Annotated in this window: 14 protein-coding genes; 10 read left to right on the forward strand and 4 right to left on the reverse strand. The window is 75.8% G+C overall.

Annotated features, from left to right (window positions below):
• Positions 1-90 precede the first annotated feature (90 nt).
• From ABZ801_RS15080 to ABZ801_RS15105, 6 genes are all read left to right on the forward strand, one after another.
• Positions 91-1,515: a hemolysin family protein gene (locus ABZ801_RS15080; protein WP_360697849.1), complete on the forward strand. Its 1,425-nt coding sequence runs from the start codon at positions 91-93 to the stop codon at positions 1,513-1,515.
• Positions 1,512-2,534, forward strand: a complete 1,023-nt coding sequence (locus ABZ801_RS15085) for a hemolysin family protein (protein WP_360697851.1) — start codon at positions 1,512-1,514, stop codon at positions 2,532-2,534. Before ABZ801_RS15080 ends, ABZ801_RS15085 begins: the two co-directional genes overlap by 4 nt.
• Before the next feature lie 64 nt (positions 2,535-2,598).
• Positions 2,599-7,242, forward strand: a complete 4,644-nt coding sequence (locus ABZ801_RS15090; protein WP_360697854.1) for a hypothetical protein — start codon at positions 2,599-2,601, stop codon at positions 7,240-7,242.
• 23 nt (positions 7,243-7,265) lie between these two features.
• Positions 7,266-7,814: a dimethylamine monooxygenase subunit DmmA family protein gene (locus ABZ801_RS15095; protein ID WP_360697857.1), complete on the forward strand. Its 549-nt coding sequence runs from the start codon at positions 7,266-7,268 to the stop codon at positions 7,812-7,814.
• A gap of 5 nt (positions 7,815-7,819) precedes the next feature.
• Complete coding sequence (locus tag ABZ801_RS15100; protein WP_360698188.1) at positions 7,820-8,749, forward strand: PDR/VanB family oxidoreductase; 930 nt, start codon at positions 7,820-7,822, stop codon at positions 8,747-8,749.
• Entirely contained in the window at positions 8,746-9,768 is a 1,023-nt protein-coding gene (locus ABZ801_RS15105; RefSeq protein ID WP_360697860.1) for a DUF3445 domain-containing protein, read from the forward strand. Before ABZ801_RS15100 ends, ABZ801_RS15105 begins: the two co-directional genes overlap by 4 nt.
• Here the strand turns inward: ABZ801_RS15105 and ABZ801_RS15110 are convergent.
• The 4 genes from ABZ801_RS15110 to ABZ801_RS15125 form a co-directional block, all read right to left on the reverse strand.
• A complete protein-coding gene (locus ABZ801_RS15110; protein WP_360697863.1) occupies positions 9,761-10,660 on the reverse strand; it encodes a carbohydrate ABC transporter permease in 900 nt (299 codons plus the stop codon). The two genes, ABZ801_RS15105 and ABZ801_RS15110, sit on opposite strands and share 8 nt — an antisense overlap.
• A 50-nt stretch (positions 10,661-10,710) precedes the next feature.
• Positions 10,711-11,700, reverse strand: coding sequence for a sugar ABC transporter permease (locus ABZ801_RS15115; protein ID WP_360697867.1), 990 nt, complete (start codon positions 11,698-11,700; stop codon positions 10,711-10,713).
• Positions 11,701-11,727: 27 nt separating this feature from the next.
• Positions 11,728-13,014, reverse strand: a complete 1,287-nt coding sequence (locus ABZ801_RS15120; protein WP_360697870.1) for an extracellular solute-binding protein — start codon at positions 13,012-13,014, stop codon at positions 11,728-11,730.
• Between the two features lie 174 nt (positions 13,015-13,188).
• The gene (locus ABZ801_RS15125) at positions 13,189-14,022 is read right to left on the reverse strand and encodes a DeoR/GlpR family DNA-binding transcription regulator (protein ID WP_360697873.1); all 834 of its coding nucleotides are present in this window, start codon (positions 14,020-14,022) and stop codon (positions 13,189-13,191) included.
• Positions 14,023-14,158: 136 nt separating this feature from the next.
• Here ABZ801_RS15125 and ABZ801_RS15130 point away from each other — a divergent pair, with 136 nt between their 5' ends.
• Genes ABZ801_RS15130 through ABZ801_RS15145 form a run of 4 tightly spaced genes read left to right on the forward strand, consistent with a single transcriptional unit; the run spans position 14,159 to position 17,827 of the window.
• A complete protein-coding gene (locus ABZ801_RS15130; RefSeq protein ID WP_360697876.1) occupies positions 14,159-15,067 on the forward strand; it encodes a sugar isomerase in 909 nt (302 codons plus the stop codon).
• A complete protein-coding gene (locus ABZ801_RS15135) occupies positions 15,064-16,002 on the forward strand; it encodes an ROK family protein (RefSeq protein ID WP_360697878.1) in 939 nt (312 codons plus the stop codon). Before ABZ801_RS15130 ends, ABZ801_RS15135 begins: the two co-directional genes overlap by 4 nt.
• A complete protein-coding gene (locus ABZ801_RS15140) occupies positions 15,999-16,967 on the forward strand; it encodes a hexose kinase (RefSeq protein WP_360697881.1) in 969 nt (322 codons plus the stop codon). The genes ABZ801_RS15135 and ABZ801_RS15140 overlap by 4 nt, the downstream gene beginning before the upstream one ends.
• Positions 16,964-17,827, forward strand: a complete 864-nt coding sequence (locus tag ABZ801_RS15145) for a class II fructose-bisphosphate aldolase (RefSeq protein WP_360697884.1) — start codon at positions 16,964-16,966, stop codon at positions 17,825-17,827. The genes ABZ801_RS15140 and ABZ801_RS15145 overlap by 4 nt, the downstream gene beginning before the upstream one ends.
• Positions 17,828-17,834 lie beyond the last annotated feature (7 nt).

Raw genomic sequence — 17,834 nt, forward strand, 5'->3', positions numbered from 1 at the left:
GAGAATCGGGCCCATTCACCGACCAGAGAGACACATGGACGACCACCATCCCTCCGCCCGCGCCGCCCACGAGCCCGGGACGGGCCGCCGTTGATCACCGTCCTGTCCCTGCTCGCCGGGGTCGCGGTCGTCCTGCTGATCACCGCGGCGACGGGCTACTTCGTGGCCCAGGAGTTCGCCTACATGGCCGTGGACCGCTCGCGGCTGGCCGCCCGCGCCGAGGCCGGCGACCAGGTCGCCGGGCGCGCGCTGACGGTGACGCGGCGCACCTCGTTCATGCTGTCGGGCGCCCAGCTGGGCATCACGGTGACGGGCCTGCTCGTCGGGTACGTCGCCGAGCCGCTGATCGGCCGGGCGTTCGGCGACCTCATGGGCGGCGCCGGGCTGCCCGCCGGCGCCGGGATCGCGATCGGCACGGTGCTGGCGCTGGCGTTCTCCACGCTGGTGCAGATGCTGTTCGGCGAGCTGTTCCCCAAGAACCTGGCGATCGCGCGCCCCGAGCCGGTCGCGCGGTGGCTGGCGCGCTCCACCCTGCTGTACCTGCGCGGCCTGGGCTGGCTGATCTGGATCTTCGACCAGGCGTCCAACCTGCTGCTGCGGCTGCTGCGCATCGAGCCGGTGCACGACGTCGAGCACGCGGCCACCGAACGGGACCTGGAGCACATCGTCGCCGACTCGCGCCGCAGCGGGGACCTGCCGCCGGACCTGTCGATCCTGCTGGAGCGCATCCTGGACTTCCCGCGCCGCGACGTCGAGCACGCGATGATCCCGCGCACCCGGGTCGACACCGTCGAGACCGACGTGACCGTCGGCGAGGTCAGGAGGCTGATGAGCACCGGCCACTCCCGGTACCCGGTGGTGGACGAGCGCGAGCGCGTCGCCGGGGTCGCGCACCTGGACGACGTGCTGACCGCGTCCGACCCCGCCGCCCCGATCTCCTCGATCATGCGGCCCCCGACGCTGCTTCCGACGGTGATGACGCTGCCCGCCGCGCTGGACCGGCTGACCGACGAGCGCGGGGAACTGGCCTGCGTCGTCGACGAGTTCGGCGGCTTCGTCGGCATCGTCACCCTGGAGGACCTGGCCGAGGAGCTGGTCGGCGAGATCACCGACGAGCACGACGCCGCCGTCGAGCCCGCCGCCACCGCCGCCGGGGACGCCTGGATCGTCCCGGGCGGCTTCCACATCGACGAGGTGGAGCGCACCATCGACCGCCGGCTGCCCGAGGGCGACTACGAGACCATGGCCGGGCTGGTGATCGCCGCCTGCGGGGCGCTGCCCGAGGCCGGCACCGAACTCGACGTCGAACTGCCGCCCGACCCCGCCGACCTGGCCCGCACCGACGAGCCGCCGCGACGGCACCTGCACGTGGAGGTCCTGGAGGTCGGCGACCACAACGTGCCCTCGTCGCTGCGGATCAGGGTGCTGCCCGCCGGCGACCCCGCCGCCGAACCCGGCGGCGACGCGGCCGAGGGCCTCCGGGGCGCCGGCGAGCGGGGGAGCGCGGAGCGATGAGCAACCCGTGGGCGGTCCTGGCCGCCACCATCGCGATCATCGCGCTGAGCGCGTTCTTCGTCGCCGTGGAGTTCGCGCTCATCGCGGCCAAGCGGCACCGGCTGGAGGACGCGGCGCCGTCCAGCCGCTCGGCGCGGGCGGCCCTGCGCAGCGCGTCGGAGCTGACGCTGCTGCTGGCCGGGGCGCAGCTGGGCATCACGTTCTGCACCCTGGCCCTCGGCGCGATCACCAAGCCGGCCGTCCACCACTGGCTGACCCCGTGGCTGGCCGACCTCGGCGCGCCGCCGTGGCTGGCGGACTCGGCGGGCTTCGTGCTGGCTCTGGTCATCGTCACGTTCCTGCACCTGGTGATCGGCGAGATGGCGCCCAAGTCGTGGGCGATCGCCCATCCGGAGCGGTCGGCGACGATGCTGGCGCTGCCGATGCGCGGCTTCATGTGGCTGACCCGCCCGCTGCTGCGCGCCCTCAACGAGGGCGCCAACCGGTGCCTGCGCCTGGTCGGCGTCGAGGCGGCCGACCGGGTCGACTCCGGCCAGGACCCCGACGCGCTGCGCCACCTGGTCGAGCACTCGGCCAACGTGGGGGCGCTGGACGCGGTGCACTCGGCCCAGCTGTCGGAGGCCCTGGACCTGCGGAACCTGCGGATCGGCGACCTGGTCAAGCGGCACGCGACGCCGACGTCCGTCCCGCCCGGCGCCACCGTGGCGGACGTGCAGGCGGCCGGCCGCGCCTCCGGGCACCTGCGCATCCTGGTGCCCGGCCCCGGCACCGCGTGGCGCGTGGTGCACGTGCGCGACACGCTGACCCGGCCCGAGTCGTCCGGGATCGCCGACCTGGCCCGTCCCGCCTTCCGCGTCCCGGCCGACACCACGGTCTACACGGCGCTGACCCGGATGCGCGAGGCCAGCGAACAGCTGGCCCTGGTGACCGAGGACGGGAAGGTCGTGGGCGTCGTCACCATCACCGACGTGCTGCGGCGGCTGTTCCCCCGCGCGGCCGAGCCCGTCCCGGCCGCCTGAGGGCCGTCCCGGTCTTGCGGCGATGCGACGGTGACCGTCGGTGGCGCCTGCCATGATCGTGCGCATGCTGGTGACGCCCCCCTCCGATCCGTCGTCGTCCACCCTCTACCTGGACTGGGTGCGTGCCCACGCGCCCACCTGGGAGAAGGACGCCGAGACGCTGCTCGACACGATCCGGCAAGGGATCGGACGCGCCCACGGCAAACCCGGGCGGTTCCTCGACGACATGAAAGGCCGCGCGCGGCGCCTGCCCGCCGAGCACCTGCCGTGGTTCTGGGACACCGTGGGGCACCGGCTCGCCAAGGTCGCCTGGCGGCACGCCGCGTCGGCCTACGGCCTGGCGCGCGAGGCCGAGAACACCCACGGGCTGCCGGTCGACCCCGATTACAGGGTGGCGAACGCGCTGCTGTTCGCCCGGGCCGGGGCACTGGCGGGCAAGGAGACGCGCGCCCACCAGCAGTGGCTGGCGGCCGTCTTCCCGGCGGAGCGGGCGCACGAGGAGTTCCTGCGTTTCGTCCGGGCGTGGAGCGAGGGCGGCGCCCCGCCGGCGGCGGACCTGCACACGCGGCTGCGCGCGTCCGCCAAGGCGGCCGGGCTGGGCGACGAGGACGTGGCGCGCGTGCTGGGCGAGGTGCTGGCCGCGGCCAAGGGCACCGAGGTGCCGAACGGGCTGCTGGACGGCGCCGCCAAGCTGTTCGCCAAGTACCCGCCCGGCGACGAAGTGCGGCAGGCGCTGGTGGACATGTTCCCGCCCACCAACTCCGACGGCGCCGCGTTCCTGCGGCTGCTGCGCGCCACCGGCACCGTCGCGGCGATGGCCGACGGCCGCGTCACCCCCGACGGCGGCCTGGCCCGCTGGCTCGGCCGCTACACCTACCTGTACTCCTATCGGCGCGAACCCTACGGCGGGGTCATGCAGTACCCGCTGCCGGACGAGCTGTACGAGGTGCTGCCGCTGCTGGCGCCGCGCCTGCGCGCCGCCGGCACGCCCGTCCGCCTGCACGAGGGCCGCTACCGGCACACCAACTTCGACGCCGACCTGGTGGACGCCTGCCTGGCCGAGGGCATCGCCGTCGACGACCCCGGCCCGGACGTGCGGCTCGACTACTGGGGCGACCGCTCCCGCCGCGACCTGAAGGCCCTGGCCGCCCACCCCGTGCTGGGCCGGCGCCTGGAGGGCACGGTGCACGCCCGGCACCAGCGGGAGGCCCCCCGGGCGGGCGGCACGGCCATCACCCGCCTGGCCGGCGCCCCCCAGATCGCCGACAGCGTCCTGGAACGCGTCACGGGCCTGATCGACCAGGTCGCGGGCGGCGGGCTCGGCGCGGCCGACGCGGCGGCCGCCACCCTGGACGACCTGCTCGACACGCCGACCGCCGCCGCGCTGGACGGCGTCGGCGACGCGCTCGCCGCCCTGGACCTGACCGGCCCGCTGCTGCGCACGCTGCGCGCCGGCCTGCCCGACGAACTGGGCTGGCCCGCACTGGACGAGGCGGTGGCCGAGCTGACCGCCGGCGGCGCCGACATCGAGGGCGTCACCTCCACCTGGCCCGTGCTGACGGTGTTCTCCGCCGACCGCGCGATCGCCGTCGACCATCGGGGCAGACGCGCCAAGTGCGCGTTCACCGTGCCCGGCGACGCGGCCGTGCGGGTGGTGTTCCACGTCGGCGGCGACTTCCTGGTCGGGTGGGGGCAGGAAGGCTCGCACGCCGACCGGGCGTACTGGGCGAGCGACCCCGAGACGGTGTTCACGCCCGACGACCCGCACGGCATGTCGCCGTTGTCGCAGCGCTACCGCCTCACCCTCGGCTACCAGCTCGAGACCGCCGACGGCGGCGGCCGCCACGACGGCCACCGCGTCCTGCGGCCCGGCGACCGCTCCGGGCCGCACTGGGATGCGGCCGAGCTGCTGAGCGACGGCACGGGCCTGTGGAAGGCCCCCGAGGACATGCGCGGCCGGACCGCCTGGCAGCAGATCGATCCCAAGACCGGGGAGGCGGCCGAGGCGCGCTCCCTGCCCGCGTTCTTCGCCGACCCGCTGCCCGACGGGACGGTCTGGTCGCACGAGCACCTGTCGTTGACCCGGCTGCCGGACGGGGTGACCGGTTCACCGCTGGGCCAGACCGCCCACGGTCTGGCCGGGTTCCGCGTCACCAGCCCACGCGCGGAGCGCGGGCGCGGCCCCGGCGGCTACACCCTGGAGGGCGTCGACGGCCGTCGTGCCGTGCTGCGGCGCACCTCCGGCTTGGGCGACCCGTGGGGTGTGATCCGCATGCCCGACGGCCCCGACCTCGTCGTCACGTGCGGCAGCGGCTCCGACATGCCGGTGTCCTGCCACGACGCCGAGGACGGCTCGCAACTGTGGCAGGTGCGCGGCTTCGCGGGCCGGACGCCGCGTCACGGCCGCACGGTGTTCCCGCCGCCCGCGTTCTGGCACTTCCTGCGCCCGCGCGACCCGGCGTCCTCCCGCGCCCTGCGGCAGGTGACCCGGGACGCCGTGCGCGACCTGCTGGACGCCGCACGCGACGGCGACACGGCCGTCCGCGCCGCCCTGGCCCGCGTGCTGCCCGAGGTCACCGACCCCCGCATCGCCGACGGCGTGGCCGCGGTGGCGCAGCGCGCCGCGCGGGTGCTGCGGCGCCGTGAGGAACTCTCGCGGCGGGTGGCGGTGGTCCGCTCCGGCGCGCTGGTGCGGCCCGCCGCCGAGACCCCCGACGCGCACCTGCTGGCAGCGCTGCGCGGCCTGATCCTCGGCAAGGTCCCGCACGAGCCGACCGCCCAGCCGGCCCTGGTCACCGCCGTCGCCGCCGACGGCCGGTACCTCGACGGCCAGGCCGACGACCAGGTGCGCTGGCTGAGCCGTCCCGCACCCACCGAGGACTGGACGGTGCTGCTCGGCCGCATCGACGCCGTCGCCTGGCGCCTGCTGGCCGAGCCGACCTCCGCCCAGGACCGCGCCGCCCTCGCCGCGCTGCTGCGCACCTGGGCCGAGCAGCCGTTCGCCCGGCCCGGCCGGTGGCGGGTCGGCAGGGCCACCGGTGCGGCGCTGCGGCCGCTGTGCGAGTCCGGGCGGGCCGTCGTGCCCGGATCGGCCGCCGACGCCCTCGATCCGGCCCGCTCCTACCGCTTCGTCCAACGCGCCGACGCCCCGCCGCCCGCCGGCGCCGGGAACGTCGAGACGGTCACCGTCGGCCGCGACGACGCGTCCCGGCTGCGGCGCGTGCTGGACCTGCTGGACGAACACGGCCCGCTGCCGCTCGACGAGGCGGCGATCGAGGTGTTCACCCGCCGCACCGGCGTGCGGCGGTCCCTGGCCGCGCTGGCGCTGGCGGGGCTGCCGAGGAGGGCCGAGTTCGGCGGGGACCTGCTCACGCGCTACGAGGAACACAAGAAGATGCTGCGCGCCAAGCCCTACCGGGCCACCAAGCAGGGCGCCGACGAGGCCGAGGCGCTGTCCCGTGACCTCGGCGTCCACGGGCGGCTGCGGGTGCTGGCCGCCGCGATGCCCGACGACCCCACCGAGCTGTGGGCCGGCGGCGGCGCGGTCGCCGCCGCCGAACGCATGGCCGCCGAGTGGACCCGGCTGCTGGGCACCCGGGAGAGCGTCGACGAGGCCACGGCCGCGCAACTGGAGAAGGATCTGGGGCTGGGCGCCCGATGGGCCGCCGCCCTCGCCGCCCCCGCGGCGTCGGATCTGGCGACCGGCGACCCCCGGTACATCCTGGTGGCGGGCAAGTACGGCGGCCTCGAGGCGCACGAGCCGGGCGAGGACGGCCAGACCGGCTACCGCACCCGCAGAGAGGGCACGGTCTACACGGCACTGGCCGCCATGCTGATCTGGGCGTTGACCCAGCGTCCGGTCGGCGACCCGGCCCTCGCCGGGGTGCCCGAACTGCACGACCGGCTGCGCGCCCGGCTCGACAACCCGGACCTGTTCCTGCGGCTCGGCGCGGTCCACCTGCGGATGGGCCAGGACGAGAAGCGGGAGCCGTTCGGGCCCCGCACCATCCCGGTGCGGCCCGCCGAGGACGCCGCCTCCGACCGTGCCCGCGAACCGCTGGCCTTCGACGACGGACTGCTGGTCATCGACGGCCTCCGCGACGTGCAGTGGCCGTACCTGCGGCCCGCCGGGTTCGCCGACCCGGCCGCCATGGAGCGGATCACCCGGCTGTGCGCCGACCACGGCGTTCCGGACCTGCTGCGGCAGGTCCGGCAGTTCAAGGTGATGTACGACGACGGCCTGGCCCGCATGGTGGCGCGCGCCGCCGACACCCCGGTGCCGCCCGGGGGGTACGAGGCCCACCCGCTGCTGAGCGTCCCGGACCTGGTGGACGAGGTGGCCGAGGCGCTGCGGGCGAGCCGGGACGCGGCCGCGCTCTACCTGCAGCTGCTCGCGCTGTCCCGGCCGACCGACCGCAACGTCCGCACCTGGAACGGCTGGACGGCGGCCCGTCACAAGGCCGCCCAGGCGGAGCTGGTGGAACGCGAGGCGGTCGTGCAGGACAAGCGCCCGCGCGCCGGACGCACCGCGTTCATCCCCGGCGGCTGGACCGTGCTGAAGGCCCCGCACCTGCCGCTGGAGACCTACAAGCTCGACCTGCACCTGGCCGCCGTGGACTTCCGCAAGGAGGTGGACGCGCCCGTGACCCGGCTCATGCCGCCCAAACCGCTGCACGAGATGTTCGCCGACGCCTGGCGCGGCCGCTGACACGGCCGCCGTATCGTGACGGCATGTCGTCCGCGCAGACCGCCCCCGGCCAGGAGGTCGAGGCCGATCACACCAGCGTGCCGCGCTGGGGGCGGGACGTGCCCGAGGTCGATCCCTCGGGACGGCACTTCGCGGTGATCGCCATCGGGCGTCCCGCCCGGGCCGTGGGCGAGGCCTGGGCGGAGCGGATCGCCGCGTCGGGCGCCCCCTGCTGGGTCTGCTACGCCGACGAGCCGGACGAGCCGCTGCTGCGCGCCTTCCGCGAGCGGCTCGCCACGGCGGTGGTGGGGTGGCGCCTGATGCTCGCCGGCCCCGAAGCCCAGATCGCGCGGCTGCGAAGCGAGGCGGTGCGCGCCGGGGCCGTCCCCGCGGAGATCCGCATGCACGCCACGGAGACCCGGTCGCGCCGGGTCTACTGCCCGCACTGCCGTTCGATCACCGAAGCGGACGTGGCGGTCGGCGGGCGGGTCACCTGCCACGGCTGCGGCCTGACGCTGGTGTGCGACCGCCACTTCTCCCGCAGGCTGGCCGCCTACATGGGGTACGCCGCCGACGCCGAGGACGCGCCGTGACCACGATGACCCTCGTCGTCCGCGAGGCGGGCACGGCCGCGGCCGGGATCCGGACGCTGACGCTGGCCCGTCCCGACGGCGGTGTCCTGCCCCCGTACGTCCCCGGCAGCCACCTGGTGGTGGAGTGCGGCGGGGCACGGCGCAACGCCTACTCCCTGACCGGCTCGGGCGCGGCGTCCGCCGCCTACCGCATCTCCGTCCGGTGCGACCCCGGCGGGCGCGGCGGGTCGCGCTGGATGCACCGGCTCCCGGTCGGCGCCACGGTGCGGGTGTCGGCGCCGCGCAGCGCGTTCCCGCCGGTCGCCACCGCGCGCCGCCACCTGCTCATCGCGGGCGGGATCGGGGTGACGCCGCTGCTGTCGCACGCCCGCGCCGCCGCCGCCTGGGACCGTCCGTTCAGGATGCTGTACGCATACCGTCCCGGCTGCGGGGCGCACGTCGAGGAGCTGCGCGAGCTGTGCGGCGACCGGCTCGGCGAGTTCCACGGGCGCCGGGCGTTCATGCGGGCCGTGCGCCGGGAGCTGGGCCGCCAGCCGCTGGGCACGCACCTCTACGTCTGCGGGCCCGGCGGACTCATCGACGCCGTGTGCGAGGCGGCCCGCGACCTCGGCTGGCCCGCCGAACGCGTGCACGCCGAGCGGTTCTCGGCCGACGACCTGGACCCGGGCAGGCCGTTCACCGCCCGCCTGGCCCGCTCCGGCCGCGCGATCCCCGTGCCCGCCGGGGTCAGCCTGCTGGAGGCCCTGGAGAAGGCGGGCGTCGCGGTCGCGAGCATGTGCCGTCAGGGTGTCTGCGGCGAGTGCCGCGTCGGCGTGCGCGCGGGGCGGCCCGAGCACCGCGACCTGTTCCTGACCCCCGCCGAACGCGCGGCGGGCGACGCGGTGATGTGCTGCGTGTCGCGCAGCCTGGACGAGACACTGGAGCTGGCCCTGTGACGCCCTCAGCGGACGCCCGCTCCGGGACCGCCGCCCGGATCGCCCGCTTCCCCTTCCCCTTCGGCTCCGACACCTACCGTTACACAACGAACGTCGAACCCGCCCGCCGCCGGGTCGCCACCGCCGCCGGGGCATGGGGCGGACCGGTCATCGACGTCGACGACGACTACCACGCCGAGCTGGCCGAACGCCGCCGCGTCCTCGCCCGCGACCCGGGCAGGTGCGTCGTGCTGCCGCACATGCGGCCCGCCGCGTGGGACGCGCTGCTGTTCGTGCTGCGCGAGCTCGCCGCCGGGCATCCCGGCGTCATGGAGCTGCGCGACGACGGCGCCGGACGCCTGCGCTGGCGCAACGACCTGCTCGGCGTCGACCAGGCGTTCACCGTCGGCGACGACGGCTCGGTGCCCGGCGGCCCGCTGCGGTTCGCCGGATCCCAGGCGCAGGAGGACCTCGTCCTGCTCGACCAGCGCGAGGACGCCCTGTGGGCCGACGCCGGGCTGGTCACCTTCGCCGCGAACTGGTCGCTGGCCTTCGACATCGGCATGTCGTTCGCCGAGGTGCACGGGCCGGTGCCGCGCCTGCACGCCGCCGGCGTGGTCGACCGGGCGCAGCGGTTCCTGCTGCGCCTGGCCCCCGGCCAGGAGTACCGGCGGACGAACTGGGGCATGACGGTCGACCGGCGCCTGGACACCTCGGCCGAGACCTACCCGCACTGGGGACGCGACCGCCGGACGGTCGCCGAAGGCCCGGCCGCCGAGCTGGGCGACCGCCTGCACCTGCGCGTGGAGGTGCAGCACCTGGTCCGTCTCGCCCCGTCCGGCGCCGTCCTGTTCCTCATCCGCACCTACCTGCTGTCCCTGGCCGACCTGGCGACCGTGCCGGAGTGGCGGCGCCGGTTCGCCGCCGTCCTGGCGTCCCTCCCCGACGACCTCGTGGACTACAAGGGGCTGGTGCGCTTCCGCGACGCCGCCGTGCGGTGGCTGCACGCGGCCGGACCGCCGTCCGGCGCCGTCACTTGACGCCGCCCACGGTCAGGCCGCTGACCAGGTACCGTTCGATCGCCACGAACAGGAACACCACGGGCGCGATCGCGATGAGGGACGCGGCGAACAGGTACTGCCACTGCTCCTGGTACTGGGTGACGAACGACGGGATCGCCACGGTGAGCGGCTGGCGCTCGGGCGTGGCCTGGACGGTCAGCGCCACGACGTACTCGTTCCACGCGCCGATGAAGGTGTAGATGACGGCGGTGACCACGCCGGGCAGCGACAGCGGCAGCGTGACCCGCGCCATCGCCGCCGCCCGTCCGCAGCCGTCCAGCCACGCCGCCTCCTCCAGCTCGCGCGGGATGCCGGAGAAGTAGGCGTTCAGGATCCAGATCGAGAACGGCAGGTTGAACGCGGCGTTCACCAGGATCAGCGCGGCGTAGGTGTCGGTCAGGTCGAGCACCACCATCTCCCGGTAGATGCCGATCAGCAGCGCGGTCGGCGCGAACATCTGGGTGACCAGCACCAGCAGCAGGAACGCGCCCCGTCCGCGGAAGCGGTACCGCGCGGTGTAGTACGCGGCGGGCAGCGCCGCCGCCAGCGCCAGCGCCGTCGCCGCCACCGACACCACCAGCGAGACCCGCAGATGCGTGCCGATCGGCGCGGCCCTCCATACCTCGGCGAAGTTTGACCAGTGCCAGCTGGACGGCAGGTAGCCCGGCGGCGACTCCATCAGCTCGCGCCGGGGCTTGAGCGCGGTGAGCAGCATCTGCGCGTACGGTGCCAGCACCACCACGGCCACCAGCCAGCCGAGCCCGGTGATGATGACCGGCCGCATCCGCGGACGCCGCGAACGGGCCCGGCGACGGTGGCCGCGCCGCGCCGCCGCCGGGCCGCCGCGCGCCGCCGGACCGCCGCCGGTCACCGTGCCTCCGCCCGACGCGGGACCGCCGCCGGTCACGGGACCGCCGCCGGTCACCGGAACGCCTCGCGTCGCCCCACGGCCCGCAGGTAGAGCGTCACCATGGTCAGCACCAGCGCGAAGTTCACCACGGCCAGCGCCGCGGACTCGCCGACGTGCTGGTCGAGGAAGGCCACCTTGTACATGAACGTCGTCGTGGTGTCGGTGGCGTGCCCGGGCCCGCCCTGCGTCATCGCCCAGATGATCGGGAACGAGTTGAACACGTTGATCACGTTGATGATCGCGGCGACCAGCAGCGCGGGACGCAGCAGCGGCAGCGTCACCGCGACATACGTGCGCACCGCCCCCGCCCCGTCCACGCGGGCCGCCTCGTACACGTCGGCGGAGATCGACTGCAGCCCCGCCAGCAGCACGAACGTGGTGAACGGCAGCGACACGAACACCGCCACCGCCATCATCCAGGCGAACGCCCACGCCGGGTCGGCCAGCCAGTTCACCGGCCGGTCGAGCAGCCCGACGTCCATGAGGACCCGGTTGACCACCCCGTAGGCGTCGTTCAGCATCCACCGCCAGATCAGCGCGCTCATCAGCACCGAGGCAGCCCACGGCACGATCAGCGCCCAGCGCACCACCCGCCGCCCCGGGAACCGCGCGTCGAGGAGCTGCACCAGCGGAAGCGCCAGCGCGATCGTGACCGCGACGACGCCGACCACCCACAGCACGGTGCGCAGCAGCACCCCCGGCAGGTCCGGCTGGGCGAACAGGTCGGCGTAGTTGCGTCCGCCGCGGAACCCGACCGTCAGGCCGGAGGAGCTGACGGCCAGCAGCGACGTGCGGACCATCTCCACGACCGGCCACAGCACGACGGACGCGATCAGGACCAGCGCGGGGCCGAGCCACAGCAGCGGCGCCAGCGCCCCGGCGATCCGGCGCGCCCGGCCCGGGGCGGACCCGGCGCCGCGCGCCCGCACGCCGCGGCCGCGCCGGCCCGCGCGCCCGGCCGCCGGCGCGTTCCGCGGACGGCCGCGTTCTCGATGGGCCACGTCCAACGAGTCCCCCTGACCTCGAAACTAGGACCTCTCCGCGGTCCGCTGCAGCCTGCGCAGGACCGTCGCGGGATCGGCGGCGGCGACCGCCGTGCCGATGTACTGCTTGGCGGCGCCGTCGACCGCCTGCCAGGCGGGGGCGCCGGTCGGCGCGAACCTGGCGTTCGGCAGCGCCTTCACGAACTCGCGCAGGTACGGGTCGGCGCTCAGCTCCCGGCCCGCCGACCGCGTGACGGGCAGGAACCCGCCCGTCCGCAGGAACCGGACGGCGTTGTCCTTCCGGTAGACGAAGTCGAGGAACCGCGACACCGCCTCGCGGTTCCGGCCGCCGTCCCTCCTGAAGGCCATGAGGAAGTCGACGACGCCCAGCGTGTTGTGCGTCGTGCCGTGCCTGCTGGGCAGCGGCGCGACGCCGTAGCGCAGGTTCCTGTTGACCGGGTCGATGAAGCCCTTGGGCAGGAACACGGCGCCGTTGAGCATGCCGATCTGGCCCTGGGCGAACCGGTTGAACACGTCCTTGCGGTTGGTGGTCTCGGGGTTCGGCTGGGTGAGGCCCGCCTTCGTCAGCCCCCGGAGGAAGTTCAGGGTGTCGACGTTGGCGGGCTGGTCGATGGCCCAGCGGCCGGAGGGGTCGGTCCAGCCGCCCCCGTTGTTCATCGCCCACATGAAGAACTCCGCCTCGGCCTCCTCGGGGCCGAGCGGCAGGCCGAGCGGGATCACACCGGTCCTCCGGATCTTCTCGGCGTCGGCCCTGACGTCGTCCCACGTGGCAGGGGGCCGGGAGAGACCCGCCTTGGCGAAGACGTCCTTGTTGTAGAAGAACAGCCGGGCGCTGGAGATGAACGGGATCCCGTACATCGCGTCCCGGTACCGGCTCTGCCGCCGGAAGACCGGCAGGAAGTCGGCCCGGGTCCGGGGGGAGAGCACCTCGTCGGCCCGGTAGAGCAGCCCGTCGCGGGCGAAGTCGGAGAACTTGTTGAGGTTGAGCACGTCCGGCTGCTGCCGCGTCTGCACCTCGCGCTTGGTCTTGGCGTCGATCTGCTCCCAGTCGACGACCTCCAGCCGGACCTTGTAACCGGGGTTGCGCGCCTCGAAGTCCCTGATCACGCCCTGCCAGTACGGGCGGGTGCCGTCGTCGTACCTGGCCGCGACGAACCGGATGCCCTTGCCCTCGGCCGCGTTCGGCAGGCCGCCCTTGGCGCATCCGCCGGCGGCGGGCGCCGCCGCGACGGCCAGTGCGGCCAGGACGGCGGCCGGGCCGATGAGCCGGGGCCGTCCCGCCCCCCGGTGAGCGCTGTGCCGACGCTTCACGTGATGCCCGACCTCTCGTCGTGTCGTCCCGTCCACGAGCGGGCGTGCCCCCGTCACCCGCGCATGCGGTGGCCGCGTGATTGTTTTTGCGCGGAACTTGCACTTCTCGAACTTCTAATGACTTCCGCGCCCGGAAGTGAAGCCCCCGCGTGCCACACGTCTGGGACGGCCGGGTCAGGCTTGGATCACGCGCAGTCCCGCCTCGGCGAACTCGGCCACGCGCGCGTCGTCGGCGCCGCCGTCGGTGAGCAGGACGTCGATCTCGCCGAGCGCGCAGATCCGCGCGAACGCGCGGCGGCCGAGCTTGGAGCCGTCGGCGACCACGACGACCCGGCGGGCCCGCCCGGCCATCAGGTGGTTGATGCTGGCCTCGCCCTCGTGGTGCGCGCTGGCGCCCTGCTCGACGTCGATCGCGTCCACCCCGATGATCGCCATGTCCAGCGAGACGTCCCGCAGCACGCCGGTCGCCAGCGGCCCGATCAGCTCGTAGGACTGCGGCCGGGCCACCCCGCCGGTCACCACCGTCTTGACGTGCGGCCGCACGACCAGCTCGTTGGCGATGTTCAGCGCGTTGGTCACGATCGTCACCGCCGGTCCGGCGCCCGCCGAGCGCAGGTCGCTCCGGGCGCCGATGGCGCGGGCGGCCTCGGTCGTGGTGGTCCCGCCGTTCAGCCCGACGATCATGCCGGGTTCTACCAGCCGGGCCGCGGCCGCGCCGATCCGCTGCTTCTCCGGGGCGTGCCGGGCGGTCTTGTAGCGCAGCGGCAGGTCGTAGGAGACGCCGTGCGCCACCGCGCCGCCCCGGGTGCGGGTCAGCATCTGCTGCCGGGCGAGCTCGTCCAGGTCGCGGCGGATGGTCGCCGGGGACACCCCGAGCGCCCGCGCCGCCTGCTCCACCTCCAGGCGCCCCTCGCCCGCCAGCAGTTCGAGCAGGGCGTTCCACCGCTCGTACCGGGCCACGAACGTCCCCCATTCCGTGAGCGGATCATTGCCGACGAAGGGTTGCACATCCCCCCACCTCATGACACCCGGCGAGCGGGGCATGTGCACTGTGACCAGGGGGCCGCTGGACTTTTCTGCAAGTTCATGCGCAGTATCGCGCAAGAACGCGCAGCAGGCGGCCGCGCCGGGAAGGGGGCGACGCATGAGCCGGGAGACGGGCGTGAGCCACACCGAGTCCGAGATCGCGAGCCAGCCCGACCGCTGGCGGCGCGCCATCGAGCTCGCCCGGCGGGCGGACGGCGCGGCCCGCGCGTGGCTGCCGCGGCCCGGCGAGCGCGTCGCCGTCGCCGGGTGCGGCACGTCGTGGTTCATGGCGCAGGCGTACGCGGCGCTGCGCGAGCGCGCGGGCCACGGCGAGACCGACGCGTTCCCCGCCTCGGAGGCGCGCACCGGCCGCCGCTACGACCGGGTGCTGGTGCTGTCGCGGTCCGGCACCACCACCGAGGTGCTGGACCTGCTCGGCGCCCTGCGCGGCCGGACGGTCACCGTCGCGGTCACCGCCGATCCCGCCGCGCCCGTCGTGGCCGCCGCGGACGGCGCCGTCGTGCTGGACTTCGCCGACGAGCGGTCGGTCGTCCAGACCCGGTTCGCCACCACCGAGCTGGTGCTGCTGCGCGCCCACCTCGGGGAGCCGCTCGACCACCTGGCGGCCGACGCCGAGTCCGCGCTCGCCGCGCCGCTGCCCGCCGAGCTGACCGCCGCCGAGCAGTTCACCTTCCTCGGGCGGGGCTGGACGTACGGGCTCGCGCAGGAGGCCGCGCTCAAGCTGCGCGAGGCCGCCGGGGCGTGGACCGAGGCGTACCCGGCGATGGAGTACCGGCACGGCCCGGTCAGCGTCACCGGCCCGAACCGCGTGGTCTGGGTGTTCGGTGAGCCGGGCCGCGGACTGGCCGAGCAGGTCGCCCGCACCGGCGGCCGGTTCGTCGCGCCCGCCCGCGATCCGCTGGCCGACCTGGTCGTCGCGCAGCGGCTGGCGGTGGCCGTGGCGGCGGCGCGCGGCCTGGACCCCGACCGGCCCCGTCACCTCACCCGCTCGGTGATCCTCACATGACCGCGCCGCCCGGCCGGGTGCTCGCGCTGGACGTGGGCGGCGGCACGATCAAGGCCGCGTTCGTCGGCCGCGACGGCGCCCTGGCCGGCCGCGCCCGCCGCGCCACCGGACGCGACCGCGGCGCGGACGCGGTGGTCGCCACGGTCCTCGACGTCGCCGCCGAGCTCACCGCGGGCGCCCCCGCCCCGCCGCCCGCCGTCGGCGTGGCCGCGCCCGGCATCGTCGACGAGACCGCGGGCGTGGCGGAGCTGTCGGCCACGATCGGCTGGCGGGACGTGCCGCTGCGCCGGCTGCTGGAGGAACGGCTGGGGCTGCCGGTCGCGCTCGGCCACGACGTGCGGGCCGGGGCGGTCGCCGAGGCGCGCGCCGGAGCGGGCCGCGCGGCGGGCGACTTCGTGTTCGTGGCGATCGGCACCAGCATCGGCGCCGCCGTGGTGATCGACGGCCGTCCCTATCCGGGCGCGCACTGGCGGGGCGGCGAGCTCGGCCATCTGGTGGTGCGGCCAGGCGGCGGCCCCTGCGGCTGCGGCCAGCGCGGATGCCTGGACACGCTGGCCTCGGGCGCCGCCCTCGCCGACCGCTACCGGACCGCCTCGGGCGGCGCCCTCGGCGGCGCGGCCGGTGCCCTGGAGGTGGTGCGGCGCGCCCGCGACGGCGAACCGGCGGCCCTGGCGGTCTGGCACGAGGCGATCGAGGCGCTGGCCGACGCGCTGCTGATGTGCTCGGCCCTGCTCGACCCGGCCGCCGTGGTGCTGGGCGGCGGCCTGGCCTGCTGCGGGGAGACCCTGCTGACCCCGCTGCGCCGCGCGCTCGGCCGCCGCGCGACCTTCCACGCGCCGCCGGCGATCGTCGGCGCCCGCCTGGGGGACGAGGCGGGCTGCGTCGGCGCGGGCCTGCTGGCCTGGGACCTGCTCGACGCCCGGGAGCCCCGGTGATCGTCACCGTCACGCCCAACCTGGCGCTCGACGTCACCTACCACGTCGACGCGCTGCGGCCGGCGCGCATGCACCGGGTGCGGTCGGTCGGGCGGCGCGCGGGCGGCAAGGGCGTCAACGTGGCGCGGGTGCTGCGCCGGCTGGGCGCCGACGTGCTGGTGGTCGGGCCGTGCGGGGGGCCGTCCGGGGAGGCGGCGCGCGCGGACCTGGCCGCCTGCGGGCTCGCCGAGCGGCTCGTCCCGGTCCGCGGCGACACCCGCCGCACGCTCGCCGTGGTCGACGCGGCCGCAGGGGACGCCACCCTGTTCAACGAGCCCGGCCCCGCCGTGTCGCCGGGGGAGTGGCAGCGGCTGCGCGCCGTCTACGAGGAGTCGCTGCCCGGCGCCGCGGCCGCCGTCCTGGCCGGGTCGCTGCCGGTGGGCGCGCCCGAGGACGCCTACGCGGTGCTGGCCGCGTCGGCGGCGCGGCACGGCGTGCCCGCCGTCGTCGACGCGGACGGCCCGCCGCTGCTGGCCGGGCTGGCGGGACGGCCCGCCCTGGTCAAGCCCAACGCCGACGAACTCGCCCGGGTCAGCGGGCGGGCCGACCCGATGGCGGCGGCCGGATGGCTGCGGGCCCGGGGCGCGCAGGCGGTGGTGTGCTCGCTCGGCGCGGACGGCCTGCTCGCGGTGACCGCCGAGGGCTGCTGGCGGGCCGTGCCGCCGCGCCGGCTGGCGGGCAACCCGGTCGGCGCGGGCGACGCCGCCGTCGCCGCGCTGACGTACGGGATGGTCCGCGGGCAGCCGTGGCCGGAGCGGCTGCGCGCCGCCGCCGCGCTGTCGGCCGCGGCGGTGCTGGCCGCCGTGGCGGGCGAGTTCGACGCCGTGGCCTACGAGCGGTTCCTGCCCGAGGTCGCGGTGCGGGAGGTCCGGCGCCGCCCGGGACACGGCGCCGGTCGGGCCGAGTCGAAGGGGGGACGGCCATGACGCTCGTCGGAGCGGGGGAGATCGTCGGGCGGGCCCGGCGTGCCGGTCGCGGGGCGGCCGCGTTCAACGTCGTGCAGATCGAGCACGCGCAGGCCGTCGTGGCGGGCGCCGAACGCGCGGACGCGCCGGTCATCCTGCAGATCAGCGAGAACGCGGCGCGCTACCACGGCGCGCTGCGGCCCATCGGCGCGGCCGTCCTGGAGGTGGCCGCGGCCGCCCGCGTGCCGGCGGCCGTCCACCTGGACCACGCGACCGGCGCCGAGCTGGTGGACACGGCGATCGAGCTGGGCTTCGGCTCGGTCATGTACGACGCGTCGGCGCTGGAGCACGGCCGCAACGTCGCGGTCACCGCCGAGATCGCCGCCCGCTGCCACGCGCGCGGCGTCTGGGTGGAGGCCGAGCTCGGCGAGATCGGCGGCAAGGACGGCGTGCACGACCCCACGGCGCGCACGGACCCGGACGAGGCCGCCGCGTACGTCGCCGCCACCGGCGTGGACGCGCTGGCCGTCGCGGTCGGCACGTCCCACGCGATGCTCACCCGGACCACGACGCTCGACCTCGGCCGGATCGCCGCGCTGCGCGCCGCCGTGCCCGTGCCGCTGGTGCTGCACGGCTCCTCGGGCGTGCCCGACGAGGGGCTGGCGGAGGCGGTCGCCGCCGGCATCACCAAGGTCAACATCGCCACCCGGCTCAACCAGGTCTACACGCGGGCGATCCGGGAGCACCTGGCGGCCGATCCGGAGGTGGTCGATCCGCGGCGTTACGTCGCCTCCGCCCGCGACGCCGTGGCCGGGGAGGTGACGCATCTGCTCGGCGTGCTGCGCGCCCCCGGGGCGATGCGCCCGGCCGAACGAAGCTGACGCCGCC

This window comes from Actinomadura sp. NPDC047616, assembly GCF_040642915.1.
GTDB lineage: Bacteria > Actinomycetota > Actinomycetes > Streptosporangiales > Streptosporangiaceae > Spirillospora > Spirillospora miaoliensis.